The following is an 11,310-nucleotide window of genomic DNA, read 5'->3' on the forward strand; positions in this document are numbered from 1 at the left end:
GACCTGTCCTGTCGTACGGGTGTGGCATGATTCTCTCGTGGGGTATTATGTTTTTCGAAGAATAAAACGCCGCGTGAGGGGAGGGCTGCGTGGACGGGCACGTGCAGCATGACGGTTTTGGCCGCGATATCAACTACCTGCGCATTGCCGTTACCGACAAGTGCAATTTCCGCTGCATTTACTGCATGCCGGCCGATGGCGTGGCGCCCCGTGCACACGACGAGTTACTCAGCGCCGAGGAAACCGCCCGCTTTGTTCGCTTGGTGGCGGGGGAGGGCATTCGCCGCGTGCGCCTGACGGGCGGCGAGCCGCTGGTCAGCCGCCGTATTATTCCGCTTATTCGCGACATCCGCGCGATCCCTCAGATCGAGGACATCTCGCTCACCACCAACGGCGCCCTGCTGCCCAAGCTGGCGCCGCAGCTCAAAGATGCCGGGCTTAACCGCGTCAACATCTCGCTCGACACGCTCGACCCTACGCTCTTTGGAAAGATCACGCGCCTGGGTCGGCTCGAGCAGGCCATGGCCGGCATCGACGCGGCGCTGGTTTGGGGCTTTGAGCCTGTTAAGGTCAACTGCGTTGTTGTGCGCCGGCTCAACCAGGATGTGGCGGCCCTCGCGCGGCTCACGCTCGACCGTCCCATCCACCTGCGCTTTATCGAATATATGCCCATCGGCGACGAGCGCACGAGCTCGCATTGCGCTGTGGACCCGCATGCGCCCGCGCTCAATCCCGAGCTGTGGGACGCGAGCGATACCGTGCCGAGTGACGAGCTGCGGGCGCGCATCAATGCCGGGGCCACCGCGAGGGGACTGGGCGAGCTCGAGCCGCTCGACATCAACGATGCTCCTGCCGGCGCGGGCCCTGCGCGCTATTGGCGCTTTCCGGGCGCGGCGGGAACGGTTGGCTTTATTAGCGCCATGTCCAACCATTTTTGTGCGAATTGCAACCGTCTGCGCCTGACGGCCGATGGCAACGTGCGTCCGTGCCTGTTTAGCGATGCCGAGTATTCGGTGCGCGACGCCCTGCGCCGTGGTGATGATATGCAGGTACTTTCGATTTGGCGCGATGCCGTGGCCCACAAACCGCAGGAACACGCGATAATTGAGGGCACGCAACGATTTATGTCCCAAATCGGAGGATGATCATATGGCCAAGAGCAGGTACGCCGACGCCACCAAGGCCGCTCGCAGGGCCGCGATGTCTGCCCACAAAGTCACGGCCGCGGCGAATGCTGGCAACGCCGACGCGTCCGCGCAGCCGACTTCCAGCGCGGCCACCGAACCCGCCCGTGACGCACGTCGCAACGAGCTGACGCACGTGGACGCCAAGGGCGAGGTGCGCATGGTCGATGTGTCCGACAAGGCCGAGACCCATCGCATCGCCATCGCCGAGGGCACCATTCTCATGCATCCCGAGACACAGGCCATGGTGCTGCAGGACCGCGCCAAAAAGGGCGACGTGCTTGCCTGCGCGCGCGTGGCGGGCATCATGGCCATCAAACGCACGAGCGACATCATTCCCATGTGCCATCCGTTGCTCATTACCAAGAGCAAGTGCGACATTGCGCCCATCGCTCCGGCGGGGACGCCGGCCGAGGATATGCCCGAGGGCTGGGCACCGGCGCGCGCGGACGGGCAGGTTGGCTTTCACGTACTGGTTACGGCCGGCGTGACGGGCAAGACGGGTATCGAGATGGAGGCCCTGACCGGCGCGAGTGCCGCGTGCCTAACGATCTACGACATGTGCAAAGCGGTTGATCGCGGTATGGAGATCGTCGACGTGCGCCTGCTGCACAAGGAGGGCGGCCGCTCGGGCGTGTGGGACCGCGCAGAGCGTCAGGCCGCTGCTGTTGAGGCCGTGGCCACTGACGGTGCCGCACCCGCGAGCGCACCCGTCGCCGTCGCGCCCGCAGCTCCGACACCGGCCGTCCCCGCGATCGCGTTTATCGGCTACCAAAACTCGGGCAAGACCACGCTCGTCGAGAAGGTTATCGCCGAGCTCACCCGCCGTGGCCTGCGCGTGGGTTCGCTCAAGCATCACGGGCACCACGGCTTTGATATCGACGTGCCCGCTAAGGATACCTGGCGCCATCACCAGGCCGGATCCAAGCACGTGGGCCTCATCTGCGCCACGCGCTGGGCGGAGTACGCCGACACGCGCGAGGGGGACGAGATGCCCGCGCGCGAGCTGCTGTCGCGTTACAACGATGTCGACGTGGTGATCATCGAGGGCTACAAGACCGAGGGCTTCGACAACATCGTGGTCGCGCGCTCCGGTGTCGACCGTCTGCGCGGCAAGAGCTCGCTCGACCTGGTCGACGGCCGCACGCTGGCCCTTGCCTGCAACGAAGCCCTGGCACGTCAGGCCTTCGACGCAGGCTTTGCGACCCGAGCCATCAACATCAACGACGCCCGCGCCATCTGCGACCTTATCCAAGACCATCTGGCCTAAAACCTGCCAAAAAGGGACAGGTTTATTTTGGCAGGTTTTATCTGGGCAAACGTCATTTCCACCACAGAGGGTCCAGGCACCTTTGTGGTGGTTTTTGCTTTGGTAGATTTTTGTGACATGCCTTACAATCTACCAAGTAGTTCATGACGGGCGAAAAACGGAGAGAAGGGTCCTGATGCGTCCTTAATGTTTCATGCGGATAGATTGATTTGACAGACGGCGGCGAATGTCCACCGCCCGTATTCGTATGAAACGAGGAGTCTCCGTGCTCGTATCTCTTCTCTCAAAACCTCACCCTTCGTTGTCCGCGCAGGCTAAGCACCTGGTGGCAATGCGCTTCCTCATATATACCGGCTTTCAGACCAGCTACTTCATCGGCGTCATCGGAACGCTCACCTATGCAGACGATGCCTCGGTCGTTGCGACATCGCTGGCCGTCCTGTTTATGAACGTCTTCGTGATCCTGGGATCCTTTGCGGGTGGAGCGGCGCTTGACGCTTGGGGTCCGTGCCGGCATTTCCGGGCGAGCATCTTCGGCACGTTGGCAACCGGCGCGGCAATCCTCGCCTGTGGCAGCGCGACCGGAACAGTCCTTGCCGGCGCGGTGCTCCTGGGCTTTGTGATAGGATTCGCCCAGCCCGTCGCCACGTCCTATCCGGCGTATCTCACCGACGACCCCGTCGAGCTCAGAGACATCAACTCCGCCATCACCATGTCCTCCAACGTGAGCATTATCGTCGGCCCCACGCTGGGCGGCTTTGTCGCGGCGGCTGCATCGTCACACGCGGTGTTTTTGCTCATGATGATCTTTACCGTACTGGCGCTCGTCGCCGGTTGGGGCTTTAGGCCGCAAGCAGGTCGCGTCGCCGCGCGCGAAAGTGCTCCCGCGGATAGCAGCACAACGGCAAGTACTGCCATTCAAAGCTCCGACTCTAATAAATCCACCCGCGCCACCTTCGTGACCAGCATCAAGACAGTCTTTACCAACAGCGTCCTCGCCCTGCTGTTCTGCATTATTTTCCTTTCGAACTTTGGCTATGGCGCCTTCGATCCGCTGGAGTCATTCTTCTACCGTGATGTCCTGCATGTCGGTGTCGAGTGGATGGGCTGGCTCTCGTCTGCCTGCGGCGTGGGCGCGGTGCTGGGCGCCGTGGTCACGCTCCGCTTGCCGCCGCACCTGGTCAACCTTAAGACGCTGCTTGTGGCGCTTCTGTCCGTGGGCCTGGGAAGTTTGCTCTATGTGGGGACACCGTACGTGGGCGTAGCCCTCGTCGGCCAGATTGCCCTGGGCGTGGCCTGGGGCGTCGTCAACCCGCTCCACAACACGATCGTGCAAACGACGGCCCCGCTCGAACAGCTCGGTCGCGTCAACTCGGTCATGGGCTTTGGCAACATGTTCGCCGGCGTGGCGCCGCTGGCGATTGCCCCGTGGCTGGCGGCGACGTTTGGCGTGCAGCAGACGCTCATCGGGGCGGGTATGGTCGTGACGGCGGTTCCTGCGGCACTGCTGCTGTTTGGACGCCGGCATTTGGATCGTGCCGCAAAGCAGTAAAAACCATCACAACATTCGATGAAAATCGCGATTTTGCCGAATAACGTCGAATGTTGTGACGGTTTGCGCCCCGGGTCACGCCATCCTGCGGATCCGGCCGCCACAAAGGGGCCAGGCACCTTTGTGGCGGTTTTCGCTATGGACGGTGCGGTTTCGCAGCAGAACCGCCGGCCCGCCGCCTGCCAACCGCCGCCCTCGTTACGTTTTCGCTGCATTTGGGTAAAGCGCCTGCTCCAAGCCGGCGTTGCCTTGTATACTAGAGCGGTTTAACTGTTATGCGGAAGGGAGCGCCTATGGCACTCAGCGAGAAAGACGTGCGCGGTATCGCCGAGTACGCAAAGATCGCACTGACCGATGACGAGCTCGCCCAGATGACGTCCTACATGAACGATGCCGTCCAGATGCTCGAGCCCGTCTTGCAATATGACTTGCCCGACGTGGAGCCCACGTTCCATCCCATCGGAAGCCTGTCCAACGTGATGGGCGATGACCTGCGCGAGCCCGAGCGCGACCTGTCGCTCGACGTTGCGCTCGAAAACGCCGGCAGCGCGCGCGACCGCTACTTCCGCGTGCCGTCCATTTTGGGAGAGGGGGAGAGCGAGTAATGGCGCAGAGCTTCGATTCCCTTACCGCTGTCCAGATTGCCGCGGGTGTTGCCGCGGGCGACTTTACCGCTGCCGAGGTGGCCCAGGCCTCCCTTGCCGCCATCGAGGCGCGCGAGGGCGGGGTCCAGGCATTCCTGCAGGTGGCGCCCGAGCTTGCGCTCGAGGCCGCCGCGCGCGTGGATGCCGATCGTGCCGCAGGCAAGCCGCTGCCCCCGCTCGCGGGCGTGCCGCTGGCCATCAAGGACAACATGAACCTTGTGGGCACGCGCACCACCTGCGCTTCCCGCATGCTCGAGAACTACCAGAGCGTCTACACCGCCACCTGCGTCCAGCGCATGCTCGATGCCGGCTGCCTGCCCATGGGCAAGGCCAACATGGACGAGTTTGCCTTTGGCAGCTCCACCGAGAGCTCGGCGTTCCACCGCACCAACAACCCCTGGGATACCGAGCGCGTGCCCGGCGGCTCCTCGGGCGGCTCCGCTGCCGCCGTCGCCGCGGGCGAGGTCGCGCTCTCGCTGGGCTCGGACACCGGCGGCTCCATTCGCCAGCCGGCGTCGCTGTGCGGCGTGGTGGGCTTTAAGCCCACATATGGCGCCGTGAGCCGTTACGGCGTGGTCGCCTTTGGCTCGTCGCTCGACCAGGTGGGCCCCTTCGGCCGCACGGTCGAGGATGTCGCGCTGGCCATGAACGCGCTTACCGGCGCGGGCCACGATCCCTACGACTGCACCAGCCAGGATTGCGCCGTCGACTTTACAGAGCATCTCAACGACAGCATCGAGGGTAAGCGCGTGGGTATCATCCCCGCGTTTATGGAGGCCGAGGGCCTGACGCCCGAGGTCAAGTCCGCTGTTCAGCGCGCCGCCCAGGAGCTGCAGAACCAGGGCGCCGAGCTGGTCGAGGTCGACCTGCCGCACCTGGATGCCGCCATCGCCGCCTACTACGTCATCGGCCCGGCCGAGGCGTTCTCCAACCTGGCCCGCTTCGACGGTATTCGCTACGGCTATCAGGAGGAGGGCTGCGCCAACCTGTCCGACCAGAGCTCGCTGTCGCGCGCCCACGGCTTTGGCGCCGAGGCCAAGCGCCGTCAGATGCTCGGCGCCTACCTGCTGAGCTCGGGCGTGTACGACAAGTATTACTACGCTGCGCAAAAGGCCCGCACGCTCATCACGCAGGACTACGACACCGCGTATGCCAAGGTGGACACCATCCTCATGCCCGCCTCGCCGCGCACGGCCTTTAAGTTTGGCGAGATCAGCGACCCCACGCAGATGTACCTCTCCGACCTGTACACCATCTCGCTCAACATTTGCGGCAACGGTGGTATCTCGGTGCCGCTGGGCTTGGGCGAGGATACTCAGCTGCCCGTTTCTGCCCAGCTGGTGGGTCCGGCGTTTAAGGACCGTCAGCTGCTCACGTTTGCCCGCGCCCTGGAGCGCGGCTTTGCCGATGCCGCCACGGGTGCGCCCGCGCTTTCCGTCGCACCCGATTTTGCCGGGAAGGGAGGCGAGCTGTAATGAAGGAGCTTTCCGAGGTCCTGCAGGATTGGGAGGCCGTGATCGGCCTGGAGATTCATACCGAGCTCACCGCACTCGATACCAAGATGTTCTGCAACTGCAAGCTCAGCCACGATGACGAGCCCAACGCCAACGTGTGTCCGGTGTGCTTGGGCCTGCCCGGCGCCCTGCCGGTGCCCAACAAGCGCGCCATCGAGAGCATCGTTAAGGCCGGCCTCGCCACCAACTGCGAGATCCAGCGCCACTCGATGTTCTACCGCAAGCACTACTTCTATCCCGATATGGCCAAGAACTTCCAGACCACGCAGGGTCCGGTCGCCTTTGCCATGTACGGTCACCTGGACCTGGACGTGACTGGTCGCGGCGCTGCAGAGCGCCCCGATTGCGCGTTTGGCGAGGCCGAGGCCCAGAGCCTGGCGAGCGCCTCGGCCAACGCCGAGGGCCTGTCCACGTCCATGACGTCGACCATGCGCGAGGGCAATCAGCGTGCCGGCCATCTGGCCAGCTATGACGCGTCCAACCTGCAGATGCCCGAGCGTCGCGAGGACGGTTCCTACACGGTGCCCATCCGCATTCTTCGCATCCACATGGAGGAGGACGCTGCCAAGATGGTGCACGTGGGCGGTGCCGAGGGCCGCATTACCGCCGCGGCCGAGTCGCTTGTCGACTACAACCGCTGCGGCACGCCTTTGATCGAGCTCGTCACCGAGCCCGACTTGCGTACGCCTGAGGAGGCTCGCCTGTTTATGGAAAAGCTCCGTCGCATCTTTGTGACGCTGGGCATTTCGGACTGCTCCATGGAGAAGGGTTCTATGCGCTGCGACGGCAACGTGTCGCTGCGCCGTCGCGGCGAGACCAAGCTGGGCACCAAAACCGAGCTCAAGAACCTCAACTCGTTTAAGAGCCTGCACGACGGCCTTGCCTACGAGATTTGCCGCCAGGCCGAGGTGCTCGAGGAGGGCGGCATTATCTATCAGGAGACCCGCCACTGGGAGCCCAGCCGCAAGCGCACCGTGGTCATGCGTGTGAAGGAGACGGCCGACGACTATCGTCTGTTCCCCGACCCCGACTTGGCGCCGTTCGATCTGGACGACGAGTTCATCGATCGCTGCCGAGGTGAGATTCCCGAGCTGCCCGATGCCAAGCGCGCCCGTTTTGAGGCCGATTTTGGCATTAAGGCGGCCGATGCCGAGCAAATCGCCGGTGACCCGGAGTTTGCCGAGTTCTTTGAGGCCGCCGCTGCCGGTATGGCTGGCAAGGAGGCCCAGACGGTTGCAAACTTGCTGGTGAACGAGATGATCGCCTACCTTAAGGGCGCGGGCGTGTCGCTCGCCGAGTCCGGCATCGCGCCGGCTCAGGTGGCAGCGCTTGCCAAGCTGCTGGCGACCGATGCCATCAGCTCCAACCAGGCTCACGAGGTCTTTGAGGCCATGGCCCAGACCGGCGACGACCCCAACAAGATCGTCGACGAGCGCGGTATGCGTCAGGTGAGTGATGCCGGCGCGCTGCAGCCGATTGTGGACGAGGTGCTGGCAAACTGTGCCGAGCAGGCACAGCAGTATCGTGACGGCAACCAGAAGGTCATCGGCTTTTTGGTGGGCCAGTGCATGAAGGCGAGTCGCGGCAAGGGTAACCCAAAGCTCTTCAACGAGTTGCTGAGAACCTCGCTCTCGTAAGCGGGAACCGAGGGGCCGGGCGCAGGGCCTTGCCTCTCAATTTCGGACAGTCCTGACTCACGACGGAGGCGCCACTGGCGCCTCCTGTTCGTGCGGAACTCATTGAGAGGCAAGGCCCTGCGCCCGGCCCCTCGGTTCCGTGGCGACTCGGCCGTTCTGGTCAGTCGGGCTGAATGGAAATAGAGTGAATGGGCGCGCCGTTGGCGCGCCCATTGTTTTTGAAGGTAACTCATTTTGAGCAAGCGCCCGCCCTGCCGGGCTCCCGGGTTCCGTGGCGACTCAGCCGTTCAGGTCAGGCGGGGCTAAATGGAATTTGGTGAATGAGGGTGCCGTTGGCACCCTCATTTTTTTGTGGATGTGGCGCAGGGACGGTCCCTTGGTCACATTTTTGGGCTGTGGAAAGCGAAGCTTAATACTTTTCCCGAGAAGTGAACGACCTTATTTGGACCTCTGAAGCATCGACACTATTTGGACGCTGTTTCCTGCGGTTTTGCCGAGTTTTCCCTGCGGTTTTGTTACTAAAAAATGCGGATGCTTCAGGGGTCCGATTTTGCTCGTTCACTTCTCGGGAAAAGTATTAGACCTCGATTTGCTGGGACGGGGGAGAGTCTTTCTTGGATGCCGGAGATGTACGTTGCGGCAGACCGATTGTCGAAAGTCGGCCGGTCTGCACCCTAAGATTTCCAGAAAGTTAACCATTTTTGACCTTAATAGTTAGATAAATTATTTTCCAAAAGTGTGCTCTAGTAAACTTATTCACTCGGGTGCTGAGGCACCGTGCCGTGTCCAATGCGGCAAAAGGGAGAAGCAACATGAAGAAGCCGACGTTTAACACCCTGCTTGTCGGTGGCGGTTTTCTGCTTGGTACGGCTGGCATCAAGCTGCTCGCCAGCGCTCCGGTAAAGAATGCCTGCGTGCAGGGCATCGCGTGCGGCATACTGCCGTCGAGTACATCGTGGCGCACGGCATCACTTCGTTAATCGAAGGGCGTCGCGCCATCATCGGTTCCGCGCACTTTGACCGATACGGATCTTGCTGCGATCGTGCGCCTGCGCCGTATGAGCCAGGGCCTCGTTGATCGTCTGACGAGCTCCTACTCTAAGGTGATGCTCACCAACTCGGCGCTCTTGGCACTGGGCATTACCGGCGCGATTGCCTCGCAGGCATCGTCGCTGCTGCACAACGGCTCGACGATCGCCTACAGCCTGAGCAACGCGAAGGCTTACCTGCGTTAGCAGACGTGTTTGCCCACGTTATCTGGCCTGCGCCCAGACGGCATCGGTGTCGTCCGGGCGCAGGCCTTTTGCATTTGACCCCAATTGATAGCGTCTCTATATAGTGTTGCTATCGAGGATAGCAATTGAAGGGAGCGAGATCGACGTGGGTGCTGCTAGCGGCATGGCGCAGGTGAACGTTTGCGTGGATCGCCAGGTCAAGAACCGTGCCGAGGAGGCGCTGCGGCTTTCGGGCGGGTCACCGCCCGAGCTCATCAAAAAGGTGGTGGCCAAGGTAGCGCAGGGTGGCGGTTCGTGCGAAGAGGCGTTGTCGGCCGTTGACGACCAACCGCCTAGTGCTGGTGGCACCTCGCCGTTTGTCGCATCATGGGCGGCGGCGGATCAGCTTTACGCGGACCTGGGCATCGATACATCATCTGCGTCTGATGACCGCAGCTGGGACACAGTCTATCCCGAAGCCATGGATGAGCATTATCGCCAAAAGGGGATGATCCTGTGAGCGGAGGCCCCCTTAAGATCATGGTGGACGCCAACGTATGGGTCGATTCGTTTTGCGCCGAGCATACCGAGTCGCTTGCCGCGCGCGCGTTTATTGGGCAGGCGACGGAGACGGGGGCGTTGCTGTTTTTTCCGGTGCATATCGCCAAGGACGTGCTGTACGTTGTCCAACACGAGCCGAAGCGTAGCGTTCTTGCCGGCGGGGGAGCGCTCGACGAGGCATCTGTCCGTGCAATTGGCGATGCGGCGTTGGCGTTTGTTCGGAACGTGACCGAAAACGCCACGGCCGTGGGTGCAGATGCATCGGACCTTTGGCTGGCCGACAAATACTTAGCGCTCCATCGCGATTACGAGGACAACTTGGTACTCGCCGCGTGCAAGCGCGCGCAGATCGATTACTTGGTGACCAACAATCGCAAGCTGCTCGAACATGCCGATCTTGCAGCAAAGGCCCCGCGCCAAATGATGCCGATTCTAGCTTTGGCCGAACGTGGTGGCGCGGCTATCGGTTAGCGCGAACTGTTTGCGTGGCCTTCGGAACGTCGGTGCTCAGAAGGCCACGCATCCTTTAATTACAAAAGCGCTGCCTTGATGACGGGAGCTTCGGCGAGCTTCTCGGCGGCCTTTTCGTCGGAATCGTTTAGTGCTGCTAGACTGCGGTAGACCCACTCGTTGACCTGGGTGTTCTTGACGCCTGCGGTCTGCATAAGGGCGCCTACCTCGCGGATTGCTGCGAGCAGATCGGCTTTGGGACCTGCGAGCTCGACCTCGATGCCGTGGTAGGCGGCCACGCCGCGGTTCTCGCTCACGTGGTCGATAAAGCCCGCGACGGTCTCAAACTGCTGGGCGAGAGCTGCATCATCGTCAGCGTCCAGCGCGACGAGTGCGTTTGATACCGTGAGGGCGGGATGTCCGCAGGGGACAAAGCCTTCGATGACATCCATGGCTTCGGTAATGGTCGAGCCCAGGCCTGCGAGGGCATTGACGAGTTGCTGCTTGGTATCCATAACGGTCCTTTCGACGGGTCAATTTTGCTTGGGGAAAATATACGTGACGCGTTCAGTGGCAAAAATGCGAAGTATGGTGCACATTAGGGTCTTCACAGCTCGTGCATAGAGCAGCTGTCTGCCTTTAGAACGTGGTAAGATAGCTATCCACGAGCGGGGTTCACCCCGCGTGTTCCTTGAAAAGTCGACGGTTATCGGGTGTTTGCAGGCCCGATACCATCCAGACTTTCCCAACATTCGGGGGCGACTGGTTTCGACACGATAGCTCTGAGAGAGGAAGCAAGCCGAGGTCTCCTCGCCTCGTTAAACAGGGGTACCGTCAAATTGAATTGACAACAACTCTTCTTTTGAGCCTATGGCTCTCGCTGCTTAGTTTATAGCGGCGCGTCAACCCGGTGATTTCCCCGACACCGGCGCGACGTCATGTTAGGGGAATGCTCCCGCGCACGTAATCGGTATGGCGCGGGCTAAGACCGAACCGGTTGGGAAGCCGCGAGCGTGTCGCTGCGCGCAAAGCGTCCGAGACTAAACCAGCGACTGAGCTTGGAGATGCCAATCAGGGGGCTTTCGTGGACCGGAGTTCGATTCTCCGCGCCTCCACCAATAGCTACAGGCAGGTAGGTAAACGCACCTACCTGCTTTTTTATTACTTATAGATACCGCGGAGAATCGAACTCTATGCAGGGCGCGGGCGTAAAGAAAACGCGTAAGCGTTTTTAGCCCGCGGGCGAGGACGCCGGCAGGCGGCCGAAGCCGGTGCGGATTTGCG

11 protein-coding genes and 1 other RNA gene are annotated in these 11,310 nt (G+C 61.8%); 11 read left to right on the forward strand and 1 reads right to left on the reverse strand.

Annotation, left to right across the window (positions count from 1 at the left end):
* Window positions 1-89 precede the first annotated feature (89 nt).
* From moaA to ACTQXI_RS08270, 10 genes are all read left to right on the forward strand, one after another.
* Window positions 90-1,145 carry a GTP 3',8-cyclase MoaA gene (moaA, locus tag ACTQXI_RS08225; protein WP_441548501.1) on the forward strand — a complete coding sequence of 352 codons (1,056 nt, stop codon included), beginning with the start codon at window positions 90-92 and terminating at the stop codon, window positions 1,143-1,145.
* 4 nt (window positions 1,146-1,149) lie between these two features.
* Window positions 1,150-2,454, forward strand: coding sequence for a molybdopterin-guanine dinucleotide biosynthesis protein B (gene mobB, locus ACTQXI_RS08230; RefSeq protein ID WP_441548502.1), 1,305 nt, complete (start codon window positions 1,150-1,152; stop codon window positions 2,452-2,454).
* A 265-nt stretch (window positions 2,455-2,719) separates the two neighbouring features.
* Window positions 2,720-4,006 carry an MFS transporter gene (locus tag ACTQXI_RS08235; protein WP_441548503.1) on the forward strand — a complete coding sequence of 429 codons (1,287 nt, stop codon included), beginning with the start codon at window positions 2,720-2,722 and terminating at the stop codon, window positions 4,004-4,006.
* Window positions 4,007-4,299: 293 nt separating this feature from the next.
* Window positions 4,300-4,611 (forward strand): Asp-tRNA(Asn)/Glu-tRNA(Gln) amidotransferase subunit GatC, encoded by a 312-nt coding sequence (gene gatC / locus ACTQXI_RS08240; protein ID WP_441548504.1) that lies wholly within the window; start codon window positions 4,300-4,302, stop codon window positions 4,609-4,611.
* The gene (gene gatA / locus ACTQXI_RS08245; RefSeq protein ID WP_441548505.1) at window positions 4,611-6,125 is read left to right on the forward strand and encodes an Asp-tRNA(Asn)/Glu-tRNA(Gln) amidotransferase subunit GatA; all 1,515 of its coding nucleotides are present in this window, start codon (window positions 4,611-4,613) and stop codon (window positions 6,123-6,125) included. The genes gatC and gatA overlap by 1 nt, the downstream gene beginning before the upstream one ends.
* Window positions 6,125-7,801, forward strand: coding sequence for an Asp-tRNA(Asn)/Glu-tRNA(Gln) amidotransferase subunit GatB (gene gatB, locus ACTQXI_RS08250; RefSeq protein WP_368139013.1), 1,677 nt, complete (start codon window positions 6,125-6,127; stop codon window positions 7,799-7,801). Before gatA ends, gatB begins: the two co-directional genes overlap by 1 nt.
* Before the next feature lie 812 nt (window positions 7,802-8,613).
* A complete protein-coding gene (locus tag ACTQXI_RS08255) occupies window positions 8,614-8,781 on the forward strand; it encodes a hypothetical protein (protein WP_441049162.1) in 168 nt (55 codons plus the stop codon).
* A gap of 36 nt (window positions 8,782-8,817) precedes the next feature.
* On the forward strand, window positions 8,818-9,036 hold the full coding sequence (locus tag ACTQXI_RS08260; protein ID WP_195838627.1) for a hypothetical protein: 219 nt from the start codon (window positions 8,818-8,820) through the stop codon (window positions 9,034-9,036).
* 145 nt (window positions 9,037-9,181) lie between these two features.
* Window positions 9,182-9,535: a hypothetical protein gene (locus tag ACTQXI_RS08265; RefSeq protein WP_441049164.1), complete on the forward strand. Its 354-nt coding sequence runs from the start codon at window positions 9,182-9,184 to the stop codon at window positions 9,533-9,535.
* Window positions 9,532-10,047: a type II toxin-antitoxin system VapC family toxin gene (locus tag ACTQXI_RS08270; RefSeq protein ID WP_441049166.1), complete on the forward strand. Its 516-nt coding sequence runs from the start codon at window positions 9,532-9,534 to the stop codon at window positions 10,045-10,047. Before ACTQXI_RS08265 ends, ACTQXI_RS08270 begins: the two co-directional genes overlap by 4 nt.
* Window positions 10,048-10,106: 59 nt before the next feature.
* Here the strand turns inward: ACTQXI_RS08270 and ACTQXI_RS08275 are convergent, their stop codons facing one another.
* Window positions 10,107-10,541 carry a hypothetical protein gene (locus tag ACTQXI_RS08275; protein ID WP_154518567.1) on the reverse strand — a complete coding sequence of 145 codons (435 nt, stop codon included), beginning with the start codon at window positions 10,539-10,541 and terminating at the stop codon, window positions 10,107-10,109.
* A gap of 239 nt (window positions 10,542-10,780) precedes the next feature.
* On the opposite strand from ACTQXI_RS08275, the gene ssrA reads away from it, so the two are divergent.
* Window positions 10,781-11,144: a transfer-messenger RNA gene (ssrA, locus tag ACTQXI_RS08280) on the forward strand.
* The last annotated feature ends 166 nt before the right edge of the window (window positions 11,145-11,310 follow it).

The organism is Collinsella sp. LCP19S3_C9, assembly GCF_052121575.1.
Lineage (GTDB): Bacteria > Actinomycetota > Coriobacteriia > Coriobacteriales > Coriobacteriaceae > Collinsella.

What these genes read in the sequence shown, in the direction of transcription:
- mobB (WP_441548502.1), top strand. Translation starts at nt 1,150, where the DNA reads ATGGCCAAGAGCAGGTACGCCGACGCCACCAAGGCCGCTCGCAGGGCC.
- gatC (WP_441548504.1), top strand. Translation starts at nt 4,300, where the DNA reads ATGGCACTCAGCGAGAAAGACGTGCGCGGTATCGCCGAGTACGCAAAG.
- gatA (WP_441548505.1), top strand. Translation starts at nt 4,611, where the DNA reads ATGGCGCAGAGCTTCGATTCCCTTACCGCTGTCCAGATTGCCGCGGGT.
- gatB (WP_368139013.1), top strand. Translation starts at nt 6,125, where the DNA reads ATGAAGGAGCTTTCCGAGGTCCTGCAGGATTGGGAGGCCGTGATCGGC.
- ACTQXI_RS08255 (WP_441049162.1), top strand. Translation starts at nt 8,614, where the DNA reads ATGAAGAAGCCGACGTTTAACACCCTGCTTGTCGGTGGCGGTTTTCTG.
- ACTQXI_RS08275 (WP_154518567.1), bottom strand. Translation starts at nt 10,541, where the DNA reads ATGGATACCAAGCAGCAACTCGTCAATGCCCTCGCAGGCCTGGGCTCG.